Annotated in this window: 22 protein-coding genes; 7 read left to right on the plus strand and 15 right to left on the minus strand. The window is 50.9% G+C overall.

What is annotated here, in order from left to right; genetic code table 11:
* Window positions 1-10 precede the first annotated feature (10 nt).
* A complete protein-coding gene (locus tag QZ310_RS02210; RefSeq protein WP_297069923.1) occupies window positions 11-2,149 on the plus strand; it encodes a Tex family protein in 2,139 nt (712 codons plus the stop codon).
* Window positions 2,150-2,158: 9 nt separating this feature from the next.
* Window positions 2,159-2,560, plus strand: a complete 402-nt coding sequence (locus tag QZ310_RS02215) for a 2-amino-4-hydroxy-6-hydroxymethyldihydropteridine diphosphokinase (RefSeq protein WP_297069926.1) — start codon at window positions 2,159-2,161, stop codon at window positions 2,558-2,560.
* A 54-nt stretch (window positions 2,561-2,614) separates the two neighbouring features.
* Here the strand turns inward: QZ310_RS02215 and QZ310_RS02220 are convergent, their stop codons facing one another.
* The 6 genes from QZ310_RS02220 to QZ310_RS02245 form a co-directional block, all read right to left on the minus strand.
* Entirely contained in the window at window positions 2,615-4,687 is a 2,073-nt protein-coding gene (locus QZ310_RS02220; protein WP_297069927.1) for a ComEC/Rec2 family competence protein, read from the minus strand.
* Window positions 4,688-4,789: 102 nt separating this feature from the next.
* Window positions 4,790-5,548, minus strand: a complete 759-nt coding sequence (locus QZ310_RS02225; RefSeq protein WP_297069929.1) for a shikimate dehydrogenase — start codon at window positions 5,546-5,548, stop codon at window positions 4,790-4,792.
* Window positions 5,549-5,648: 100 nt separating this feature from the next.
* The gene (locus QZ310_RS02230; RefSeq protein WP_297069931.1) at window positions 5,649-6,185 is read right to left on the minus strand and encodes a hypothetical protein; all 537 of its coding nucleotides are present in this window, start codon (window positions 6,183-6,185) and stop codon (window positions 5,649-5,651) included.
* Between the two features lie 65 nt (window positions 6,186-6,250).
* Complete coding sequence (locus QZ310_RS02235) at window positions 6,251-7,126, minus strand: carbon-nitrogen hydrolase (protein ID WP_297069933.1); 876 nt, start codon at window positions 7,124-7,126, stop codon at window positions 6,251-6,253.
* A 34-nt stretch (window positions 7,127-7,160) separates the two neighbouring features.
* A complete protein-coding gene (locus tag QZ310_RS02240) occupies window positions 7,161-8,249 on the minus strand; it encodes an agmatine deiminase family protein (protein WP_297069935.1) in 1,089 nt (362 codons plus the stop codon).
* Window positions 8,242-8,481 (minus strand): hypothetical protein, encoded by a 240-nt coding sequence (locus QZ310_RS02245; protein ID WP_297069937.1) that lies wholly within the window; start codon window positions 8,479-8,481, stop codon window positions 8,242-8,244. Before QZ310_RS02245 ends, QZ310_RS02240 begins: the two co-directional genes overlap by 8 nt.
* Window positions 8,482-8,717: 236 nt before the next feature.
* Here QZ310_RS02245 and QZ310_RS02250 point away from each other — a divergent pair, with 236 nt between their 5' ends.
* Window positions 8,718-9,395: a DUF4136 domain-containing protein gene (locus QZ310_RS02250; protein ID WP_297069939.1), complete on the plus strand. Its 678-nt coding sequence runs from the start codon at window positions 8,718-8,720 to the stop codon at window positions 9,393-9,395.
* A 169-nt stretch (window positions 9,396-9,564) separates the two neighbouring features.
* Here the strand turns inward: QZ310_RS02250 and QZ310_RS02255 are convergent, their stop codons facing one another.
* The 6 genes from QZ310_RS02255 to porV form a co-directional block, all read right to left on the minus strand.
* A complete protein-coding gene (locus tag QZ310_RS02255; protein WP_297069941.1) occupies window positions 9,565-10,083 on the minus strand; it encodes a dihydrofolate reductase in 519 nt (172 codons plus the stop codon).
* On the minus strand, window positions 10,080-10,874 hold the full coding sequence (locus tag QZ310_RS02260; protein WP_297069944.1) for a thymidylate synthase: 795 nt from the start codon (window positions 10,872-10,874) through the stop codon (window positions 10,080-10,082). Before QZ310_RS02260 ends, QZ310_RS02255 begins: the two co-directional genes overlap by 4 nt.
* Window positions 10,875-10,937: 63 nt before the next feature.
* Window positions 10,938-12,500: a 4Fe-4S binding protein gene (locus QZ310_RS02265; RefSeq protein WP_297069946.1), complete on the minus strand. Its 1,563-nt coding sequence runs from the start codon at window positions 12,498-12,500 to the stop codon at window positions 10,938-10,940.
* A 5-nt stretch (window positions 12,501-12,505) separates the two neighbouring features.
* Complete coding sequence (locus QZ310_RS02270; protein WP_297069948.1) at window positions 12,506-12,964, minus strand: 4Fe-4S dicluster domain-containing protein; 459 nt, start codon at window positions 12,962-12,964, stop codon at window positions 12,506-12,508.
* A gap of 62 nt (window positions 12,965-13,026) precedes the next feature.
* Entirely contained in the window at window positions 13,027-13,512 is a 486-nt protein-coding gene (gene ispF / locus QZ310_RS02275; RefSeq protein ID WP_297070138.1) for a 2-C-methyl-D-erythritol 2,4-cyclodiphosphate synthase, read from the minus strand.
* A 12-nt stretch (window positions 13,513-13,524) separates the two neighbouring features.
* The gene (gene porV / locus QZ310_RS02280) at window positions 13,525-14,718 is read right to left on the minus strand and encodes a type IX secretion system outer membrane channel protein PorV (RefSeq protein WP_297069949.1); all 1,194 of its coding nucleotides are present in this window, start codon (window positions 14,716-14,718) and stop codon (window positions 13,525-13,527) included.
* A 187-nt stretch (window positions 14,719-14,905) separates the two neighbouring features.
* Here porV and feoB point away from each other — a divergent pair, with 187 nt between their 5' ends.
* The 4 genes from feoB to QZ310_RS02300 all read left to right on the plus strand — a co-directional run bounded on the left by feoB (window position 14,906) and on the right by QZ310_RS02300 (window position 21,963).
* Window positions 14,906-17,326 carry a ferrous iron transport protein B gene (feoB, locus tag QZ310_RS02285; RefSeq protein ID WP_297069951.1) on the plus strand — a complete coding sequence of 807 codons (2,421 nt, stop codon included), beginning with the start codon at window positions 14,906-14,908 and terminating at the stop codon, window positions 17,324-17,326.
* A gap of 69 nt (window positions 17,327-17,395) precedes the next feature.
* Complete coding sequence (locus tag QZ310_RS02290) at window positions 17,396-18,643, plus strand: FtsX-like permease family protein (protein ID WP_297069954.1); 1,248 nt, start codon at window positions 17,396-17,398, stop codon at window positions 18,641-18,643.
* Between the two features lie 255 nt (window positions 18,644-18,898).
* Window positions 18,899-21,613, plus strand: coding sequence for a pyruvate, phosphate dikinase (gene ppdK / locus QZ310_RS02295; RefSeq protein WP_297069956.1), 2,715 nt, complete (start codon window positions 18,899-18,901; stop codon window positions 21,611-21,613).
* An 86-nt stretch (window positions 21,614-21,699) separates the two neighbouring features.
* A complete protein-coding gene (locus QZ310_RS02300; RefSeq protein ID WP_297069958.1) occupies window positions 21,700-21,963 on the plus strand; it encodes a DUF3791 domain-containing protein in 264 nt (87 codons plus the stop codon).
* 341 nt (window positions 21,964-22,304) lie between these two features.
* Here the strand turns inward: QZ310_RS02300 and QZ310_RS02305 are convergent, their stop codons facing one another.
* The 3 genes from QZ310_RS02305 to QZ310_RS02315 form a co-directional block, all read right to left on the minus strand.
* Window positions 22,305-22,577, minus strand: a complete 273-nt coding sequence (locus tag QZ310_RS02305; protein WP_297070139.1) for a type II toxin-antitoxin system YafQ family toxin — start codon at window positions 22,575-22,577, stop codon at window positions 22,305-22,307.
* Window positions 22,570-22,788 carry a hypothetical protein gene (locus QZ310_RS02310; RefSeq protein WP_297069960.1) on the minus strand — a complete coding sequence of 73 codons (219 nt, stop codon included), beginning with the start codon at window positions 22,786-22,788 and terminating at the stop codon, window positions 22,570-22,572. Before QZ310_RS02310 ends, QZ310_RS02305 begins: the two co-directional genes overlap by 8 nt.
* A gap of 300 nt (window positions 22,789-23,088) precedes the next feature.
* Window positions 23,089-23,910: a GLPGLI family protein gene (locus QZ310_RS02315; protein ID WP_297069962.1), complete on the minus strand. Its 822-nt coding sequence runs from the start codon at window positions 23,908-23,910 to the stop codon at window positions 23,089-23,091.
* Window positions 23,911-24,247: the final 337 nt, after the last annotated feature.

Below are 24,247 nucleotides of genomic sequence, written 5' to 3' on the forward strand. Positions count from 1 at the left end.
CACATCTTTAATGGCAAACGTACACGCCAACGTAATCACTGCCGAACTCGGCACGCACCTACGCAAACATGTAGCCGCCTGTCTCCGTCTGCTCGACGAGGGCGCGACAGTTCCATTCATCTCCCGTTACCGCAAGGAAGCAACAGGCGGGATGGACGAAGTGACAGTCCATGCCGTGCAAATGCGTCACCAAGAGCTTACTGAGCTTGACAAACGCAAGGAGTATATAATTGATGTGATAAAAGAGCGTGACATGCTCACTCCGGAACTTCAGGAAAGGATTATGGAGACCCTCGACCCTGTTGTCCTCGAAGATATTTACCTTCCCTATAAGCCCAAGCGCAACACCCGCGCACAGGCAGCCCGCGCTCTCGGTCTGGAACCGCTTGCCCGCATGATAATGGCACAGAACTCCTCCGACATTGAGAAGCAGGCCAAGAAATTCGCCAAAGAAGCCGGAGGCATTGAGGCCGCCATCGCAGGCGCATCGGATATCATCGCCGAATGGGTCAGCGAAAGCGAGAAGGCAAGAAACCTCGTGCGCTCACGCTATCAGCGTTCCGCAACCATCAAGTCAAAGGTGGTGGCAGGAAAAGAGGAGGAAGGAAAGAACTACCAGAACTATTTTGATTTCTCGGAACCATTGCGTCTCTGCAACTCCCACCGCTATCTCGCCATCCGCCGAGGTGAGGAGGAGGGAATCCTCAAAGTCGGCATCTCCATTGACGACGATGAGATGATTGACCGTCTGAGCCGCATGTTCGTGAAATCGACCGCCACTCCCGAAGCTGCAAATCTGGTGAAAACAGCCGTGAAAGATGGCTACCGCCGACTGATGCGACCCTCGATTGAAAATGAAATCGCGGCTGCGACCAAGGAGAAGAGCGACGAAGGTGCAATCCAGATGTTTGCCGACAATGTCCGTCAGCTTCTCATGTCGGCACCTCTCGGACGCAAACGTGTGCTTGCCATAGACCCCGGATTCCGCACAGGCTGCAAACTCGTCGTTCTCGACGAGCAGGGCAACCTTCTGCAGCACGATGTCATCTACCCCACTCCTCCCGCCAATGACTTCGTAGGGTCGGCAGACGCTGTCTGCTTCTACGTCGACCGCTACCGCATTGACGCAATCGCAATCGGCAACGGCACGGCAGGACGCGAGACCGAACGCTTCATCCGCGACGTGATGCTTCCGCGCAAAGTGCAGATATTCATGGTCAACGAAAACGGAGCTTCGATTTACTCAGCATCGGAAGTCGCCCGTGAGGAATTTCCGAATGAGGACGTGACGGTGCGCGGAGCCGTGTCAATTGGCCGTCGTCTTCTCGACCCGCTTGCCGAACTCGTGAAGATTGATCCGAAGTCGATTGGTGTCGGACAGTATCAACACGCCGTTAACCAGGCGAAACTCAAAGACGCACTCGACTATGTGGTTGAAAGCTGCGTTAACACCGTGGGCGTCAATATCAATACCGCTTCCAAACAGCTCCTCTCCTACGTCTCCGGCATCGGCCCATCGCTGGCTGCAAACATTGTCAAATACCGCGCGGAAAACGGTGATTTCACATCGCGCGATCAGCTTCTCGACGTGCCCCGCATGGGTGAGAAAGCCTTCCAGCAGTGCGCGGGCTTCCTCCGTATCCCCGGAGCCAAGAATCCGCTCGACAACACCGCCGTACACCCCGAGCGTTATGCCCTCGTAGAGCAGATTGCCGAGGATGCAAAGGCTGACATCGTGCGTCTGACACGCGACCGCAATCTTCTCCACAGCATCGAGCTTGACAAATATGTCACAAAAGAGGTCGGTCTGCCTACCCTCACCGACATCATTCTTGAACTTGAGAAGCCCGGACGCGACCCGCGCGAGACAGCCGAAGAGATACCCTACGATGATTCAGTAAGAAAAATCGATGACCTACACATCGGACAGGAACTGACAGGAAAGGTAAACAACATCACCGCGTTCGGAGTATTCGTAGACCTCGGAATGAAAGAGAACGGCCTTATCCATATCTCTCAGCTGAGCGAACGCTTCATCTCGTCGCCGGCCGACGTGGTGAGCATCGGACAAAACGTGAGAGTGCGCGTCATGGACATCGACATCTCACGCGGACGCATCGCACTCACAATGAAAGGAGTCACCCAATAAACATATATAATGGAAAATCACCACGCCTGCACCATCGGGCTCGGAAGCAACACACCCGACCGCGAGTATCAGATCACCCGGGCCATCGAGCATCTATGCGGCTATCTCCAAAAATGTTCGGTTTCGTCGGTCTATGAAACGGAAGCCATCAACGGAAAGGACGCATCCTACATGAATGCTGTGGTCCACGGCTATTCGCAACACGACTACGACACCACGGTCAAATTCCTAAAAGATTGGGAAGCTGAATGCGGACGGACACAGGTTGCAACGGTTGAAGGCATCATTCCCATTGACCTTGACCTCGTCATCTGGGATGAGCATATCAAACGCCCCAAGGACTTTGAACGCCATTACTTCAACCGTGGCTACAGAGAACTTCTTGCCAAAGGTGCATACGAAACAATGTAACGACAATCGACAGTCTTGACAGACTGTGTCTTCCGAACAGGACATTTCACATCATCAATTCTGACTCTCCGTTTGCATGACGAACGGAGAGTTTTTTAATGATCTGACATTGAAATTTCCCTCGGTCAACGCCTCATGGTAGCGGGAATGCAATCGGCTGTTCAAATCGGCTGAAAGGAGTATGGAATCAGCGCGGAGCAGTTCTGCAAGCCGGACAACATCCCCTCGGAAGCCGTCGCAGACAACGGCATAATCGAGGTGGCGACAAGAGGAATCAGCCGTCAAACCGCGTTCAAGAGCAGAAAGCTGACGGGAACTGCAGATAAGGGCAAAACGTCTGCCATCGACCTCAACAGCATCGACCATGTTGGAAGATGCGGTCCGGAACTGCAAGGAGTCAATCTTACGGGTCAAGAGATAGCGACGGTATCTGACGGTGTAGTCATCACGCAACTCTTCGTGCATCCGTTGGGGTGCGGAGGTCAGGACATGGAGCTTGCTTGCATCGCGGATGAGCAATGACGTGTGTTGGCGCGAACGTGGAATGAACATCTCCGTACCGGCGATATAATCGCTGTCGGCAAGTACGGAAGTCGACACGGTGAAAATCATGCAGACAAGGGTGGCAAGCATGTAGACCATCCGTTTTTTATACAGCCACAGCGCAAATGGAATCAAGGTCAGGAAGCAGGCAAAGAGAGTAAAGCCACTGACGTAGACATCCGTGAGAGAAGCCAATGGCAGACCGTTCAACCATCCGGCAGATGAATACAGAATATCAAACATACGGTCGATGCACACAGCCAGAAAGCCACAATGGAAACCGAACGCATTGAGGGCAAGCAGGATTACGGAACCGGCAAGTATGGGAGGGAGCAGCAATGCACCTATAAAATTAGCAGGGAGGAAAGTCAGCGGCACAATATTGAAATAGAAGGCGCTCACAACAGCCGTCCCCAACATCGCAGCCAATGTCACGGACGGATAAGCAGCAAAGCCGTAAAGCAGAGATTTCCGACGCGGGAAAGGATTGAGTTTTTCAGCAAACAGAAGTATCGAGGCCACGGCCAGAAATGACAATTGAAATCCGACTTCATAAATCGAGGACGGCGAGAAGACAAGAATGAGCAAGGCCGCGACACAAAGTGAATTGAGAGGCGAACGCTGACGTTGGATTGAGTATGTGATGAAGAAAATGGTTGCCATTACCACTGAGCGGACAACGGAAGGAGTCAGTCCGGTCATTACGGCGAAGCCCCAGAGAAAGATAATGGCCATAAGGGTCCTCAGCCACCGAAGTCTCAACAACACAAGAGGAAAAAGTATGACCGTTATGACTCCTGCGATAATGGCGACATGGAGTCCGCTCAAAGCAAGGAGATGCGACAAGCCCGTAGAGGAGAACAATTCGCGCATATCAGCCGTGAGCATGGAACGGTCGGCAGTAAGAGTGGCGTTGATAAATTCCCGTGTCTGTGATGAGACCGGCAAATCGATAATGGCAAGAGTGACATCCGTGCGGAAACGACGGATGGAATTCAAAATCCCCGGTTCGGGATATAGCACCCGCAGACTGTCGGGGTTGAGAAAGACTTCGGCAAGCACACCCTTCCGGCGCAAAGAAGCATTGAAATCCATCTCTCCCGGTAAATCGGCCGTTGACTGAATAGGCTCCAATATGGACGAAAACCGGATACGGTCTCGCTCATTGACCTCGGGAATTGAGGATGGTACTGTCAGCTTGACACGCAGAGGAGCGATTTCCATACCGTTGCAGGAATCAATCTCAGCGATAACAACCTGCGTTGGCTCGTAGGATTTCACATCAATCGCCACTGCCGAATAGCTCTGCTCGTGACTGTCGGACAGCCACGACGGGACGGCAGGTTCATGGGCATATCCGACAGCGTAACCGACAAGGACGCCGACGCACATCAATGCCGGATAATTCCGTCGGAACACAACCATCCCTCCTGCAAGCATTGCCACAGCAAGCATCCACCACGGAGCTACACCACTGCCGTGGAGCAGGACACCGATGATGAAGGTCACGGTGAATGGCAAGAGCGGGACGAGCGAGAGAGGAAACATCCGGATGAAGCGGGATTGGAATTTTAGAAAAAGCACACGTCATCCTGTAAACTTGATAAAGATTGCAGAACGACGTGTGTATGTGGAAATTCTTGTGAGGCTCACCCACTTGTCAGGCAGGCCTGCGGACATCTGAAATCAGAGATTCCAGATGTTCCAGGATTCGAATGCCTGAAGAAGAAGCATTTCAAGACCATTCTTGACCTCGGCACCGTTTGCACGTGACTTTCTCATGAATGTGGTCACATCGGGGTTGTAGATAAGGTCGTAGCAGAGATGCTCGGGAGTAAGAAGCTCGTAGGGAATATCGGGACAACGGTCAACGTTGGGATACATGCCAAGCGGAGTGCAATTGACAATCACCTTATGGGATGCCATAATCTCGGGAGTAAGATCGGCGTATGAAAGCTGACCTTCCGAGGGAGTGCGGGATACATAGACAGGCTCTACGCCAAGATTGATGAGCGCACGGCGGATGGCCTTGGATGCACCGCCGGTTCCGAGGATGAGCGCGCGGTTGCGCTTATCGTTGATGAGAGGTGCGATGGAGTTCTGGAAACCCATTGCATCGCTGTTGAACCCTTTGAGTTTGATGTCACCGTTCTTGCCCTTGATGAGCTTTATCACATTGACAGCTCCGATAAGAGCGGCTTCCTCGTCCATCTCGTCCATGTAGGGAATCACCTGCTCCTTGTAAGGAATGGTCACATTAAGACCGGCGAGATTGGGATTTTCGGAAACGACCTCCATGAGGTCACCGATTTCAGGGATTTCAAAATTGACATACTCGGCATCAATGTTTTCCGACTCGAACATATTGTTGAAATAGTTCATGGAGAAGGAATGAGTGAGAGGGAAGCCAATGAGGCCATATACTTTGCTATGCGGTATTGACATGACTTTTGAAATTAGAGAGTATGGATAAAATAAATAGTTTTGGTGCGTGATACGTGCAAAGGTAATAATTTTTTCCTTTGCCGGATGAAGTTTTTTATGCCTATACTTCCTTTGTAATCGCCGAATGTGGAATAAGCAGGAAATTAAGGCGCGGACCGCGGAGGAGATAGACAGTGAAACGGGAGGTGTATTTGACACCCACGACATCCTGCCATGCAATTTTCTCAGGTTTCGGCAGAGGTAGCGGAGGCAGAGGAGCCTTGTCCTCCTCCTTTGCTATCGGGAGGAGCATCCGTCCTGCACGGTCTGCCTTTTCATCGGCACTCTTCTTCTCCGGGTCAAGATAGGTCAGCTTCAGATAGTCACCTTCGGCAATTTCAACCTCCTTTCTGATGACAGCGCGGCGAGCTTCCGGCGCAAGCATATAGTAGGTGTAGAGAAAGGACATGAGCATCGGCACCACAATGAACAGTAGCATCAATGCCACGAGTAGCAGGCGCTCGTCAAAGACAAAGCCGGCCACTGCGCAGACAACAATCGGGAGGAGTACCAGCCAACCGTAGCGCGGAAGCCAAAGTGAGAGGAGGACCGACAGATAGTCGCCCGAGGTCGTGTCGAATGGAAGAGTTTTTTTCAAAATGCGATAAACAGGAGATTTTTCAACTTTACGGTTCTTATCATCCGATAGATGGAAACGGGAGGTCAATCGATGAAACGGCGGGTGATGTCGCCATAGTTCTCGATACGGCGGTCACGGAGGAAAGGCCACCAACGGCGGACCTGCTCGGAGCGTTTCATGTCAATATCGACGATTGTCTCGGCTTCCTCGGAATCAGGGGCAAGGTAGAGAAGCTCGCCCTGCGGTCCTGCGACAAAGCTCGAACCCCAGAAAGTGATGCCGTTAGTGACACCGGAGGGATCAGGCTCGTGGCCAACGCGGTTGACAGTGACGACCGGGAGACCGTTGGCAACGGCATGACCACGCTGGACAGTCATCCATGCCTCGCGCTGACGGGCTTTCTCATCGGGAGTGTCGCTGCTCTCCCACCCGATGGCAGTAGGATAAATCAGCATCTGCGCACCGTTCATCGCCATCAGTCGCGCTGCTTCGGGATACCACTGATCCCAGCAGACGAGAACACCAAGACGGCCAAGAGAAGTGTCGATCGGCTTGAAGCCGAGGTCGCCGGGAGTGAAATAGAATTTTTCGTAATAGGCCGGATCATCGGGAATGTGCATCTTGCGGTATTTTCCTGCAAGTGAGCCGTCCTTATCAAAGACAAGCGAAGTGTTGTGATACAGGCCTGCGGCACGACGCTCGAACAAGGAGGTCACAAGGACAACTCCTGCCTGTCGGGCAATGACAGAATAAAATTCAACAGACGGAGAATCCAACGACACTGCAAGGTCGAAATTGTCGACACTCTCCACCTGACAGAAGTAAAGCGAATCGTGAAGTTCCTGAAGAACGACAAGTTCCGCACCCTCAGCGACAAGATGAAGGATTTTTTCGCCAAGGCGAATGCGATTGTTTTCAATATCCGCAGTGTTGTGCTGCTGTATAATTCCTACTTTCATTTTTTTCTATCAGTCAAAAAATCAAGATAATTTCTCAATCGAGAGAGTTGTTTTCAATCCACACACCGTTTTCTATGCCTGCGACCGCACCGACGGGGAACTGCATGGTCACGCAATGGAGCGAACCGTGCTGACGGATGAGCGGAGTGCAGTCAATCGCCACGACCTCATGGTCGGGGAAAGCGATTTTCAATGTCTGCGCGGCAAGGAAATCCTTGCGGGGCTGACCGTAGACAGGCAGGAGGATGCGTGTAGGGGTGATGAGGAAATTCGCGTAGGTGGCGGGAAGCACCTCGCCGTCAATCTCTATTTTGTCGGGGAGAGGAAGCTCTATGAGATTGTAGGGCATACCGGCGGGAGTGCGCAGAGTCGTCAGTTCCTCCTGCATCTTCAACAATTCAGCATGATTGGGATTTTCAGGCTCACCGGCGCCACAGTAGAGGATGGTATCGTGGGGAGCGAGACGCGCAAGAGTGTCGATATGACTGTCGGTATCATCGCCGATAAGAGCGCCATGATAGAGGAAGAGCTGATGGGTGAAGCCGAAAGCCTCCGCAAGGTAAGCGGAGATTTCCTCTCGACCCCATTGACCGTTACGGTTTGGTGAGAGGAGACATTCGGCAGTGGTGAGGAGCGTCCCCTCCCCGTCCGATTCAATCGAACCCCCTTCAAGGACAAAATTCAGACGGTTTTCCATCGGAGCGGCGAAATGGCCGAGTCCGGCAAGACGTGAGGAAATGAGATTGTCCTTGTCGGCTGCAAATTTCAATCCCCAGCCATTGAATTTGAAATCCAGAAGACGCAGAGAGCCGTCGACTTCAACAGTAAGAGCGCCGAAATCACGCGCCCATGTGTCGTTAGTGGGCATATCCACAAACTTCACGCGCTTCGGGTCAAAACCCTGCTCACGGATGGAGGGCAGACAAAGTTCAGCCGGACCGACGAGCATAACGCACTCATCTACGGAAAGCGCCTTTACAATCTCCGCGATGCAACGGCGTGCATCCGGAAGAATATAGTTCCAATCCGTCTCCTCATGCGGCCACGCGAGCAGAACGCAATCATGACGCTCCCATTCGGCAGGGAAACGGCGGAGAGAGGGAAAGGAGTTTGATTCATTCATCTTCGTAATCATCTTTCAGATTGTCCCAGATCGAGTCCTGGGAATCAAAATACTCTTCACAATAATCGAGGAAACCCCGCTTTTCGGAACTGCCCACCTCATCGCACCATTCGCGATAGCGGGCCCTCAACTCAGGGTCCTCATGAATAAGTTTTTTAAATTCCGCCTCGGCAATGTCAGTGCTTCCACAATGGTGGAGCATGTCGTTAAAAAGGTCGGTAATAGAATCCATTATACATTAGGTTTAGGGTAAGAAGATTAGGTGTAACCGCTCCGGCTCATGCCGGTTGAATTTTACTTTGTTAAGTATCGTACAAACAAATTAACAAAACTGTAGTTTCGAAGTTCAAATTTAAAGTTTATGACCGAATTAAGCAAATTTTAGACGTTTAAAAAGCCAAATAACCAACCTTTTAGTAAAAAACAACGTTTTATTTACATATTCATTCTCTAATTAATGTTTTAACTATGAAAAAGTTAATAGGATTAATCGTGCTGATGGCAGCATTGCTGACGGCTTGCAGTCCGTACAATCTCGTCACAAGCACGACCTACAATGACGCAAATCTGAGAGCCTATACCACTTTCAGGATTGTCACGCCTGACGAGGGGAAACTGCCTCCCGGAATGGAGATGGTGACATACTACAACATCGCCGCCGCCATCCGCGAACAGATGGTGGAACGAGGATTCACCGAAGATCCGAATTCGCCCCTACTCATCAACATCGGCCTGACCATCAAGAAGGAACTTGCAACAGCGCCTCTGCTCCCGCCAACTCCTCCGGCTGCACCGCTTCCACCAGCACCCCCGATTCCACCGATGCATCACGGACCGGTCCCACCACCTGTAAACGTATGGGGACCTCCATATAACGGCATGTCGCCGTGGTTCATGTATCCGCGAAACAATTACTGGCCTGTGGACTATGCGAATGCCCAAGTCGTCACCGGTATATACCGCGAAGGAGTATTGACAATGGACATGGTCAATATTGACAGTAAAACTCCACTGTTCTCGGCTTCTGTCGGGACTATTCTGGACAATGGTGATTCACAGTTCAGGAATCTGAAAGGGATAGCTGAGGCTGTCCAGACACTTTTCTCGAAGTTCCCGGTGCCGATGCTGGCGCAGTATAGGAAATAGGGAGAATAAGGGAGAAGAAGGCTAATAGGACTAATAGGACTAATAGGGCTAATAGGACTAATAGGGCCAATAAGGCCAATAAGCCTAATAACTTTTACATTTTCCTTAACTATTATCCTATCCTTGTTTTCTATTTTATCCCTATATACTATTCTCTATCTTCTATTCCCTATCTTCTATTCAATGTAAGGAAGGTGTAGGGGGTGCCGGTTTGGGGATCGGTGCGGTCGAAGGAGGGTGTGAGTGGAAGAGTCCATTCATCCGACGACAGGACCGGGAAAAAGGTGTCGGCATCCTCCACACTACAGTCAATCAACGTCAATTCAATCTTAGAGGCAAGCGGGAGAGCTTGAGAATAGATCTCACCACCGCCTATCACAAAACATTCCGAGGAGGTCCCGCACATCGCGAGGGCCTCCTCTAATGATTTTGCGGTTTCAATGCCGGGGGCAGTATAATCCGGATTGCGGGTCACGACAATGTTACGACGGCCGGGAAGTGCGCCCTTCGGAAATGATTCGAATGTCTTGCGACCCATGATGATTGGATGTCCCATCGTCAAAGCTTTGAACCGCTTGAGATCGTCGCTGATATGAAACAGGAGGTCGCCTCTGCGGCCAATGGCAAAATTGCGTGTAGTGGCGACGATTATGGTCACCTGCGGATTCGTGGAGTGAGCTGTCGTCATACGGCTACTGTTGCTTTGATATGGGGCTGCGCCTCATAGTCGCGCAACTCGAAATCTTCATACTTGAAATCAAAAATATCCTTCACTTCCGGATTGAGGTGCATGACGGGGAGTTTGCCGGGAGTGCGGGCAAGCTGAGTCCTCACCTGGTCGAAATGATTGTGATAGATATGCGTATCGCCAAGGGTATGGATGAATTCACCCGGTTTCAAGCCTGTTACCTGCGCGACCATCATGAGAAGCAGAGCGTAGGAGGCAATATTGAATGGCACACCGAGGAAGCAGTCGGCGCTGCGCTGATAGAGCATCAGCGACAATCGGCCGTCGGCAACATAGAACTGAAACAACAGATGGCAGGGAGGAAGAGCCATGTCGGGAACTGAGGCTACATTCCATGCACTGACAATTATGCGACGCGACTCCGGATTCTCCTTGATGGTCTTTATGACCTCTGAAATCTGGTCGATATGGCCTCCGTTGTAATCCGGCCATGAACGCCACTGATAGCCGTACACCGGGCCAAGCTCACCTTCCGGAGATGCCCATTCGTTCCAGATACGGACACCGTTGTCCTGAAGATACTTCACATTGGTGTCACCCTTGAGAAACCAGAGGAGTTCATGGATGATTGATTTCAAATGAAGTTTCTTTGTGGTCAGCAAGGGGAAACCTTCGCTGAGATCAAAACGCATCTGATAGCCGAAAATGCTTCGTGTGCCGGTGCCGGTACGATCGCCTCGGTCCACGCCTTCGGTCATAATCTTGTCGAGCAGTTCAAGATATTGCTTCATCGAAATCCTGGAATATTTATGATTATAATGATGTTTTCTTTACGAGTGAGTCATCGGAATACGTCAGGCAAGTCCTCCGACCTTTATAGCTTTCGGTTTTGAGGGACAGACGTACTGACAGGCACCACAGCCAATACATTTCTTCGGGTCGACAACCGGATATGGCCCCTTGCCGTCACTGTCGGGAGCGGTCATGGTGATAGCTCCGGTGGGACAACGGCGCGAACAAGCACCGCACTTCACGCCCTGAGTATAGGATATGCAATATGACTTGTCGGTGTATGCCTGCCCAGTGGACGAACGGAGTTTCTCAGCGACGGTGAGCGGATGCAAGGCTCCTGTCGGGCAAAGGTTGGTGCAAAGAGTACAGTTATAGATACACCATGACTCATCATAGTCCATCACCGGATGGAGAGCGCGGAGCAAACCATATTCCTTCAGCGCGACCTTAATCACTTTCTGCGGACAGCGGTCAACACAAAGCCCGCAAGCCGTGCAACGGTCAAGAAACTCCCGACGGGAACGTATGCCCGGAGGAGTGACGGGAAGCAGACCGCGATGACGTGGGGAAGATTGCATCTTATCGAGCTTGTCGACAGCACCCGCGACCTGCGCGACAGCCGGTGCAGCTGCAACTACAGCTCCTGCCATGAGGAAACGGCGACGGTCAAGCGGCTTGCGGTCAGCCGAGGCTGATGCAGAGGAGGAATTTTTGGTGTGAGTGGCATCAAGGTGACCGCTACCCATTCCGGCAGCCGACCCGGCGACAGGGCCTTTGACCCTTTGCATAAGCGGGATAGAAAGCTGATGGCGGTTGTAGGTGTAGCTTATGGCATCATTGGGGCAATCGGTGAGGCAGTCGAAACAGACCACGCAACGCGACGTGTCGACCACATGGCTCGTCAGGTCAATGCACGAAGCCTTGCAGCGATGCTCACAGCGCCGACACTGGATGCAACGGTCGGTGTTAATGTCGATGCGGAAGATGGAATAACGGGAGATGAAACTGAGGGTCGTGCCAACCGGACATACGGTGTTGCAGAACGTGCGCCCGTTGCGGAAGGCGATTGCCCCGATTATCACCATTGTCAAAACCGAAACAAGCATTCCGGCCAGGGAGGCTACACCGAAACGCAACTGCGGTGTGGTTCCCCACAGATTCAATATTGAAGCCCAAAGAGGCTTTATGACATAGAGCCCGAAGCGTCCGAAGATACTATAAGGGTCAAGCAACGATGACAACGCCGAGATGCCAAGGACAATCGACAATGCCACAAGGAAAAGCATTATGGCACGAAGACGCGTGAATGGAGCGCTGTAGTGGTAATGCCAACGCGGACGCACACGACGGCCAAGACGCGGGAGACGGGCACATATATCCTGAAAAACTCCGAGCGGGCAGACAGTTGAACAATAGATACGGCCAAAAACAAGAGTGACAATCAGCCATATCACGAATGTGGCTATCGCAAACGACATCGCAGCCGGAAGGAACTGCACATGGACAAGCCATGCAGCCACCGACGGGATAGTCATGCCGAAATCTGCAAAAAGGCCTACAAAAACAGCGAGAACAACAATCGCCACCAGAATACGGACCAACCGCAAGAGGGAACCTACAGCCATAATCGTTACAATTGTTGACAACGTAAATCGCGCAACACGTCAGTGAGCGCCGTTATTTCCGACATCTGTTCAGGGATATTGATCCCGACAGGACAGGTCCCGAGACATTCACCGCAAGCGATGCAGCGCTGGGTCTGCGCGACATCTGGAATCGAATCCTCATAACGTGCAAGAAACTTCGTCCCTTTCTCTGAGAAATCAGGGTCGTCGAGCGCACCGGGCATCCAGTCCTCCTCATGAGCGCGGTCGACGAAAAGCAGGTTTGAGGGAATGTCGATATTATACGGACAGGGCATACAATTGTCGCAGGCCACACATCCGTTGGTCTTCACAGGGGTATAAGCATCGGCGAAACGCTTCCCGACAGCCTCGACATCGCGCGAGATTTCGGGACGACATGAAGAAAGGAATGCAGGCACAAGCGCCGCACTCCCCACTCTAAACAGCCATTGTCTACGGGTCATCTGTTGCATACAGATGCAAATTTAGGCATTTTTTTTCAAATGCCAAACGACTTTAACGCTCCTCAACGGGAGGGATCTGTCAAAGTTGCCACGGCCATGGCAGAGATACCCTCACCCCTACCCTCAAAGCCAAGCTTTTCGGTCGTGGTAGCCTTTACAGACACACAGTCCACAGGTATCTGCAAATCAGAGGCTATATTCTCGATCATCTGCGGAATAAAAGTGAGCAACTTCGGGCGCTGGGCGATGATGGTCACATCCACATTATTTATACTGTAGGACTTCCCGCCTATCAGCTCGACCACCCGGCGCAGAAGCACACGCGAATCGGCGCCTTTGTACTCCGCAGCGGTATCGGGGAAATGATAACCTATGTCACGCATGGCAGCAGCTCCGAGAAGCGCATCGGACAGAGCATGGAGAGCCACATCGGCATCGCTGTGACCGAGCAAACCTTTTTCGTAGGGGATTTTCACGCCGCAGAGAATCAGATCGCGATCCTCGACAAGACGATGGACATCATAGCCCAAACCGGTTCGTACCATAATATATATTAGGTGTTATTTGCGGCCGAAAATTTCTTTCAGGCCATCCATGTCAAATGTGAGTGTAAAGCGGAGAGTCTGGTCAAGCGGGGAATTCTGGGCGGTCGCCACCATATAGCTCGCATCGAGGCGCAGCACGTTAAGTGCAAAGCCGGCTCCAAGCGCGAAATACTGGAGATTGCCCTTGGTCGGATTCTGATAATAGTAACCGCCACGGAGGAAGAACTGGTCGTTGTAGTTATACTCGGCACCAAGCGAATAAGAAATTTCGCGCAGCTCCTCCTTCATGCCACCGGGAGCATCCGAAAAGGACTTGAATATACCGGTGATGGACGACATATTCTGCCAATCCTCGTAGGCTTTCAGATAATCAAACTCCCCTTCCGAGCCTTCTCCGTAGTCGACACGGCGTGGCATCGACGGAACAAGGAGCTTGTTGAGGTCAAGGTTGAGAGAGAGATTATGGTAATCGGCAAGCGGGAACGTGAACGAGGTACCGATACGGAGGTTGGTCGGGAGGAAGGCAGGATTGTCGCCGTGGTTGTAATTCACCTTAGATCCGATATTCGAGATGTCGAAACCCCACGACCATTGACACTCGTTCCGACCGATTATCGGATAAGTGGTATAGTAACCTGAAATGTCGGCAGAAAAGGCCGATGCACCGGTTGACTGATCACTCGCATAGCTGTCGCTGAAGCTGAGATCGGAATAGATGTAGCGGAACACAATACCCATCGAGAACTTTTCGGACAGCTTACGGGAATAGCCGATGTCGAAGCTCATCTCGTAGGGATTGACAGTCTGAATGCCAAGTCCACTGTTATCGTCAGTGACCTCGCCAAGTGAAAAATAACGGAGTGAGGCCGAGACTGCCTGATTGTCCTCAGAGCCGATTTTCCAGTATCCGGCAACATTCGCAAGAAAAATATCATTGACGAGCTTGCGGAGCCAAGGGGTATAGCTCAGCGACACCGCTCCACGGGAATAGGCAAAGGCGTATTTCGATGGATTCCAGAACTGGCTGTTCGCATCAGGATCAGTCGCGGCACCGAGATCGCCCATTGAAGCGCCACGCGCATCGGGGGCAATTCCGAGCGAGTTGACACCTGTCTGAATCGGATTGAATTCATTTTTTTGAGCGAAGGTTGCCAGAGAGCCACAGGATCCAACGACGGCCAAAGCTACGATATGCTTGATAGAAATCATGTATGTACAAGATTTTTAGGTGGTGGGTTACATTCATTATAACTTGAATAATCCGATAATATTGCCCACCGCAGCGAGATTTTGAAAGAGTCACAGAAACGCCTCGCAAAAAATCACTACTTTTAGGTATTTCCAATTATATAAATAATGTGTAAGTTTGCGGTCAAATTTTGCCTATAAAGAATCAATGCTAACGAGACTTTCAGATTTAAAACCGGGCCAGGAAGCCACAGTTGTCAAAATAGTAGGCCACGGAGCCTTCAGAAAAAGAATGCTCGAAATGGGATTTGTGAGAGGGCGCAAGATCCGCGTGTTGCTCGACGCCCCCCTCCGCGACCCTGTAAAATATCAGATTATGGACTACGAGGTCTCGCTGCGCCGTTCGGAAGCAGAGCTCGTCGAGGTTTCGGTCGATGAAGCGCCCGAAGAGGCCTCGCTCAACTCCAAACACACAAACAAGTCACCGGACTCAGACATATCCGCCCAGCCGGTAAATCAGGCAAAAGCCGATAGCGGTCACCAACGTACCATAAACGTGGCCCTCATCGGAAATCCGAACTGCGGAAAGACTTCGCTTTTCAACATCGTGTCAGGCGCCCGCGAACATGTCGGGAACTACAGCGGTGTGACTGTCGATGCCAAGGCCGGAAGTGTCAAATACAAAGGATTCAGGATTAATATAATTGACCTCCCCGGCACATATTCCCTCGCATCATATTCTCCGGAGGAGCTATATGTCCGCCGCTATCTGCAGGATGAGACTCCCGACGTGATAATAAATGTGGTCGACGGTTCAAATCTCGAACGCAACCTCTATCTCACTACCGAGCTTATCGATATGGACCGAAGCATGGTCATCGCCCTCAACATGGCTGATGAGCTTGAGCGCGCGGGCGTGGAACTTGATTGCAAAATGCTCGGCGAGATGATTGGTGTGCCCATCATCCCGACCGCCGCCCGTACAGGTCGCGGAGTCAACGAACTTCTCGACACGGTCATCCGCGTCTATGAGGGAACGGAGCCTTCGGTGCGCCACATCCATGTCAATCTCGGCAATGACATCGAGAAAGCCGTCACCCAAATCAAGGACATGCTGAAGGCGAATCCGCATGTCGGGCTGCACTTCTCGCCACGCTATCTTGCCATCAAACTACTCGAAAAGGACTCTCAGGTAGAGGAAAGCATCCGTGAGCTGCCGGAAGGAAAAGAGATTATCGAGCTCCGCGACAGCCTGCTCGAACACCAGCCCAAGTCCAACGACGACATAAACATGTCAATAGCGAACGCGAAATACGGCTTCATCGCCGGTGCGCTCGCTGAAACAATGGTGACAACCGAAAAGGAAGAGATAAATTCGACCAAAATAATCGACACCATCGTCACCAACCGCCTGTTTGGCTTCCCAATATTCCTTGGGATAATGTTCGTGATATTCTGGGCCACCTTCCAACTCGGCTCCTACCCGATGGAGTGGATTGAATCATTAGTCGGATGGCTCGGCGACCTGACCCGCGAATATCTGCCCGACGGAGCAGTGAAAGACCTCATTGCCGACGGTATCATCGGCGGTGTCGGCGGCGTCATCGTCTTCCTACCCAATATCCTTATATTATATCTGTGTATCTCCTTCATGGAGGACTCCGGCTACATGGCCCGTGCGGCTTTCATCATGGACAAGGTGATGCACCGTCTGGGACTTCACGGCAAATCCTTCATCCCGCTGGTGATGGGTTTCGGCTGCACCGTCCCCTCAATCATGGCGTCACGCTCAATTGAAAGCCGTTCGAGCCGTATAATCACCATACTTATAAATCCGTTCATCAGTTGTTCGGCCCGACTCCCGATATATGTATTGCTTATCGGCACCTTCTTCCCGGAACACGCCACATTGGTGTTCATGTGCATCTATCTGCTCGGAATCCTCATGGCAGGAGTCACGGCCCGTCTGCTGCGCAGATTCTACTTCGGTGAGGATGTGACCCCCTTCGTCATGGAGCTTCCGCCATACCGCGTCCCGACCCTCAAGGCAACCCTGCGCCACATGTGGGGCAAGGGTGAGCAATACCTTAAGAAGATGGGTGGAATCATACTCGTGGCAAGCGTCATCGTCTGGGCCCTCAACTACTTCCCGATGCACGACGAGGATGCCTCGGTTGAAGATACTGAAATCACCCTCGCGGACGACTCGGCAATCGATACTTCAAAGGACAGCTACCTTGAAATGGCCGGAAAGGCAATCAACCCTATTCTTGAACCTCTCGGTTTCCATTGGCGCGCATCGGTAGCCGCACTCGCAGGCGTTCCGGCTAAGGAAATCGTCGTGTCGACCCTCGGAGTGCTCTACACCGGAGATGAAGAGGCCTCGGAGCAGACACTCTCTGCCCGCCTGACAGCTCCCAACCCGATTACCGGCAAACCGGATTTCACAGCGGCTGCCGCACTCAGCTTCATGGTATTCGTGTTGCTCTACTGCCCGTGTATCGCCACAATCACGGCCATCATCAAGGAGACAGGCAATCCGCGCTACGGACTCTTCTCCATCATCTACAACACTCTGCTTGCATGGGTGGTGGCCTTTATCGTCTACCGCATAGCCCTGCTGTTCTGACAAACCCGATATGATGCAGGGACAAAAACGATGAAAAGTCAATAAAAATCCCTAACTTTGTCCCCCGTCATGTCACTTGCCCTTTTCATAGCCAACCGTCTCACGCTGCGGTCTGCATCCGGAAAGATGCAGACCGGCGTTGTGATAGCCGTCACCGGCATTGCGCTGTCGGTGGTCGTGATGCTAATATCAATAGCCGTAATGATGGGTTTCAAAGAGGAAATCCGGCGCAAAATCATGGGGTTCGACTCGCAGCTCACCGTCACGGTCCACGGTGCGGACAGCAATACCGGGACAAAGCTCGTGGAATTGAGCGAACTCCGGAATGCACTCAAAGTCCTTCCGCCGGAAGCCTCTTCGGCACTGACCATCCGTCAGCCCGTGATACTGAAAACCCCTGCGGATTTTTCAGGCGCGGTGGTCAAGGGAATGAGCCGCGACTATGACTGGGAATTCGTCAGGGAAAATCTCGTCGAGGGGGAAATCCCGGATTTCAGGGCCGATTCCACCCTCTATCATATCATCATTTCCCGCAATCTCGCCAAAGACCTTGATGCGAAACTCGGCGACAAGATTGATGCCTATTTTCTCGGAGACGGAAGCTACCGCACACGCAGGCTTAAAATCGCGGCTGTCTACGACACACATTTCGGAGAGTATGACGACAATTATATTTTCAGCACCCTCGGCCTCCTGTCGGGACTGGCAGGTCTTGACGAAAACGAAGGTACGCAACTTGAAATCTATGGGCTGAAGTCAGACCGTGAGATTGCCGATTGCGGAAGAGAACTGTCGGCAGCACTTCTCGAAGAACTGTATACCGGCAAAATCAGCACACTCTACTCAGTCACCGATGTCCATACGTCTGCCGCACTGTATTTCAACTGGCTTGCCCTGCTTGACACCAATGTGGTGGTCATCCTCACACTGATGGCACTGCTGACATGCCTGACACTCGTCTCCTCCCTATACATATTAATATTACGGAGAGTTAACATGATCGGCATACTCAAAGCCCTCGGAGCTACCGACGGCCTTATCCGCCGGGCGTTCATCTACCTCACATTGCGCATTCTTGCTGCAGGGCTTCTGATAGGCAACGCAGTCAGCGTGTGTCTGATCGTCATCCAGGACAGCACCCGCATCATTCCGCTCAATCCCGAGGCCTATTATCTTGACCATGTCCCGATGCTGCTTTCAATCCCGGCATTGCTCATCCTCAACATCTCTATCATAGTGGTAGCCTCACTGGTGCTTGTCCTCCCGTCGGCTATCATCACCTCTATCCCACCCTCCAAAGTCATTAACTATGATTAACCGGAGGGCAAAGAATCGCGCCCGAACGCAAAACAAGCATAATTTTGCTAAAAGAACAGCAAAAAGATTGGGATTGGCAAAAAAAATCCCTATCTTTGCATTAGTAACGTAGCAAGGACGACTGCCACTGACGCAATGTGGCGACAGATGTTAACCTTATACTTCTCATCCTCAAACACATCACCCCGGCCCATCGGGGAACTATGATACCTACAACGTAATTCACAGATTAAATTATCAATATCTAATTACAGAATGAAAAGAGTTTATACTTTTGGAGACGGCAAAGCAGAAGGCAATGCCTCAATGCGCAATCTCCTCGGCGGCAAGGGTGCGAACCTCGCCGAAATGAACCTTCTCGGTATGCCCGTACCTCCCGGTTTCACAATCACTACCGAAGTCTGCACCGAATACACCCAGTATGGTCGCGACAAAGTTGTCAAGGATCTTACCAAGGAAGTGCAGGAAGCTATCGCTCACGTTGAGCAGCTCACCGGCAAGAAATTCAACGATCCCGAAAATCCCCTTCTCGTTTCTGTACGTTCAGGCGCACGCGCTTCAATGCCCGGCATGATGGACACCGTCCTCAACCTCGGTATGAACGACGCCACCGTAGAGTCTCTCGCAAAGAAGAGCGGCAACGCCCGCTTCGCATGGGACAGCTACCGTCGTTTCGTGCAGATGTATGGCGACGTTGTTCTCGGCATGAAGCCCAAGAGCAAGGCCGACATCGATCCCTTCGAAGAAATCATGGACAAGGTGAAGGAAGAAAAGGGCGTGAAGCTTGATACCGAACTTACCGTCGAAGATCTTCAGAACCTCGTCAAGCTCTTCAAGGCTGCCGTAAAGGAATACACCGGCAAGGACTTCCCCAACGACGCTTGGGAACAGCTCTGGGGTGGCATCTGCGCTGTGTTTGACAGCTGGATGAACGAACGCGCTATCCTCTACCGCCGCATGAACCAGATTCCCGAAGAATGGGGAACTGCCGTCAACGTACAGGCTATGGTCTACGGTAACATGGGCGACAACTCCGCAACAGGTGTGGCCTTCAGCCGCGACGCAGCAACAGGCGAAAACATATTCAACGGCGAATACCTCATCAACGCTCAGGGCGAAGACGTGGTTGCCGGTATCCGCACTCCCCAGCAGATCACAGTGGAAGGCTCACGCCGTTGGGCTGCCCTCCAGGGTATCAGCGAGGAAGTACGCGCAGAAAAATATCCTTCACTTGAAGAGTCTATGCCGACTTGCGCTGCCGAACTTATCGCAATCGCAGGCCGTCTCGAAGACTACTACAAGGACATGCAGGACATGGAATTCACCATTCAGGACGGCAAGCTCTGGATGCTCCAGACCCGTAACGGCAAGCGCACCGGCGCTGCTATGGTGAAGATTGCCATGGACCTCCTCCGTGCAGGTGAAATCGACGAGAAGACTACCCTTCTCCGCATGGAGCCCCAGAAACTCGATGAGCTTCTCCACCCCGTATTCGACAAATCAGCCCTCAAGCGCGCTAAGGTCGTTGCCAAGGGTCTTCCCGCATCTCCCGGTGCAGCCGCAGGCCAGATCGTATTCTCAGCTGACGAAGCAGAAGCTTGGAGCGAAAAGAAGCGCAAAGTCGTTCTCGTGCGTATCGAGACTTCTCCCGAAGACCTCCGTGGTATGGCTGTTGCTCAGGGTATCCTCACAATGCGTGGCGGTATGACCTCTCACGCAGCCGTTGTTGCCCGTGGTATGGGTAAGTGCTGTGTGTCCGGCGCAGGCGAAATCCGCGTTGACTACAAGAACAAGACCGTTGAAATGGGTGGCAAGACCTACAACGAAGGTGACTGGATCTCACTCAACGGTTCAACAGGTGAAGTTTATGACGGCCAGGTGCCCACTACCGAACCCGAACTCGGCGGTGACTTCGGCGCAATCATGAACCTCGCAGCCAAATACACCAAGACCCTCGTCCGCACCAACGCCGACTCACCCCGCGACGCCAAGCAGGCTCGCCACTTCGGCGCACAGGGCATCGGTCTCTGCCGTACAGAACACATGTTCTTCGAAGGCGACCGCATCAAGGCCGTGCGCGAAATGATCCTCGCTTCTGACGAAGAAGGCCGTCGCGCAGCTCTCGCCAAGCTCCTCCCCATGCAGCGTGGCGACTTCGAAGGCATCTTCGAAGCTATGGACGGCTACGGAGTGACCATCCGTCTTCTCGATCCCCCTCTGCACGAATTCGTACCTCACCAGACCGCAACTCAGAAGGTCATGGCTGAAGAGATGGGCATCACCCTCGAAGAAGTTAAGGCTAAGGTTGACTCCCTCGAAGAATTCAACCCCATGCTCGGTCACCGTGGCTGCCGTCTCGGCATCACCTACCCCGAAATCACCGAAATGCAGACCCGCGCCATCATCGAGGCAGCTCTCGCTGTCAAGGAACGCGGCATCGACGTTCACCCCGAAATCATGATTCCCCTTGTAGGTTCACTCAAGGAAATCCAGAACCAGGCAGACGTCATCAACATCACTGCTGCAAAGGTATTCGAGGAAGCAGGCCGCAGCGTACCCTACAAGGTTGGTACAATGATTGAGGTGCCCCGTGCAGCTCTCGTTGCAAACCAGATTGCAGAGGTTGCTGACTTCTTCTCGTTCGGTACAAACGACCTTACCCAGATGACCTTCGGCTTCTCTCGCGACGACGCTCCCAAGTTCCTCAAGTTCTACAAGGAACATGGCATCATCAAGACCGATCCCTTCGAAGTACTCGATCAGGAAGGCGTTGGCCAGCTCGTGAAGATGGGTGTTGAAAAGGGTCGCGCAACCAAACCCGAACTCAAAGTAGGTATCTGCGGCGAGCACGGTGGCGAACCCTCATCTGTCAAGTTCTGCGCCCGTCTCGGCATGAACTATGTATCCTGCTCACCCTACCGCGTGCCCATCGCCCGCGTAGCTGCGGCTCAGGCTGCAATCGAAGAATAATTCTCTGAGAGTTAAATAATCAAATAGGTCGTAATTCTTTAGATACTTTCTATAGGAATTACGACCTTTTTCCAAATATACATTGGATGAAAGAGGAGATTGATCCCCATACAGGAGAGAAATGGATTGAACTTAGCAAGGAGGAAATCAAGATGGGTTTTCTTGCTCTGTGTGTGGAGGCTCTTGCTGAGATTGAGGGTTGCGACTACACAGATATGTTTAATCGTATGGAGGCGGCAGATATTACAGAAGGATATATCCTAAAGCATTACGAGCCGATTCACACGCAAAGTTGGGAAAACGTCATAAAGGAGCTAAAAGAGCTTCTCGCAAAACGGGAATCTAAATAATTAACGATATGTACATCCTCGTTAAAATAGGGACAAATGAGTGAAAAAGAGAAAGAGCTTCATCGCATATTGACCGCCTCGCAGACAGGGACAATAGTATGCCGCATTGCTAAATTGCTCGGTATACCCACTTATGAAGCATTCCGTCGCTTCATAATGAGCAAGACGTATGCAAACTTTCGTAAGCACGGATCCGTCCTCTCAATGTGTGGAGACCCTGCAATTGTGGAAGAATTTCTCAACGAAAGCAATTAAGCTATTAAAGCTTTGACATAATCTTTGATGCCCTACATTTTGTATTGTCATCAAGGCATCATAAATTATAAAATTGATTTCGCCTTCTAAAATAAGTCGGAATGCGTGCCGGTGCGCACAAGTGTCAAAAGATTAATACCATTGTCAACTGAATATACAAGAAGCCAGTCCGGAGTGATATGACATTCGCGACAACCTTTGTAATCGCCCGTAAGAGCGTGATCCTTGTTTTTTGCCGGAAGTGGTTTGCCCTGAATCAAAAATTGGATAATATAATCGAGTAGATTTTCATCAAGCCCGCGTTTACGAGCCAACTTGAGGTCTCGCTTGTATTGGTTAGTGATACTTAAATCAAACATCATCCAGATTCGCTACCATTTTTTTATAATTTTCAAATGACCCACAATGAATTGTTTCACCTTTGCGGGCAGCATCAATGGCTGCAACGGTAGCAGCATTGGGCTTTGGCTTCTCAGCCTTCACCGAAACCACGCCACGAATCATCATGATAGCCTTCTTGATGTCACGGAGCATGTCGGGGTTTTCTATTGAAACAGTCAGTTGGGTCATAAATCCGGATTTTTGTGATTTTCAGTCAGTCGCCTCATGGTGAGACTTTTTGTTTACTTTTGCAAAGTTATCAAAAGTGCTTTAAAGTAACAAATATGGAACAGAGGAATGTATCGGAAAGTTCATATTTTAAGCAGTTGCAATATGGCAAGTTTTCATGCCTCATAGAAGGCCGGAGATTCCGTTAACGAAAACAGCTTCCGACATTTGTGTCGAAAGCTGTCGAATACTTTATATAAAGGTAAAGCTGTCTTGTAAAATCAAAGCTGTACTATAACAGTCAAATTCTTCTAAAATATATCAGTAGTCAGTCTCGATGGAATCAATTTCTTTGCGAGATTTGTTCTTTGCAGAATTTGGAGCTGCCGAAATTGAAATGCCAAGGCCGCTTAATTGTGCATTCATCTGGGAAACCGTGTTGTCAATCATTTTTCTTTTGATTTTCAAATATTCCTTACGGTCAATTTTAGTGTAGGATTCGGATGAATACACCGGTTTGATTTCTCGCGATGTCTGCTTGAGGCCGGTTGCAACAAAATTATACAATCCGGTTGGTTCGGCTGCCTCCAATATAAGGCCGGGAAGTCCCCCGAGTTTCCAAGGGCCATTCGTTACAGGAATTTCCGGGGTGAACCATACTGTCCATTCCCGACCATTGAAAACCGTCGTTGCCATCTGACATTCATATCCCAAGATATTTCTTGTACTGTCGGCAAGCTGCCAGTCATAATCCGGCATCGATTCCTCCATGACATACTTATCAAGACCATTAACATCGTAAGTCTTAATAAAATTATCAGCAGTCGATTTCAAGACATAGTAACTACCGTCACGACGCGGAGCCTTGTCCAATTTGCCACTCGCGAAAGCACCACGCATTATATCCTTATATATAGCCTCTCCTTCCGGAGTTGACTCAAGCGAATCTATATACTCCGTCATCGGTGAGTAAAACTTAGAGTCTGTGGCATTTGCCACAAGAACATACTGATTCCCTTTTACTCGGCCGGTCTTAAGATTCGGCACAGAAGCCGTATAACTCACCTCTATGTCCGCCCTCACTTGCGCGAAAGAAGAGGCCGCAAAAATCCACAGACCTAACACAACCACTAATTTATTCATCTTACATCTTTTATTCATCTTACATCTACAATTATGAATTAACATCTCTTTGAATCATCATTTCGCCGATGATGATACCTTAATAAGCAATTCGAAATCCTACATTTTTATTATTGTGTTTATAAGTGTACAAGTTAAACTATAGAACCGTTCAACAACGGCATTCAAAGATCAATTTAGCTTATAGCCAATTAAAAATCGCATATTCTTCGTAGCACCAAATGCCATAATTCCTTAACTAAATGCCATAATCCCTAAAAAAGTAGATTCCCCTTAAAATTATGGCGAACTTTATTTTCAGAAAGTAAGCATAAAAACATAGGACTAAGAATACAGT

The sequence above is a fragment of the uncultured Duncaniella sp. genome (assembly GCF_910577345.1).
Classification (GTDB): domain Bacteria; phylum Bacteroidota; class Bacteroidia; order Bacteroidales; family Muribaculaceae; genus Duncaniella.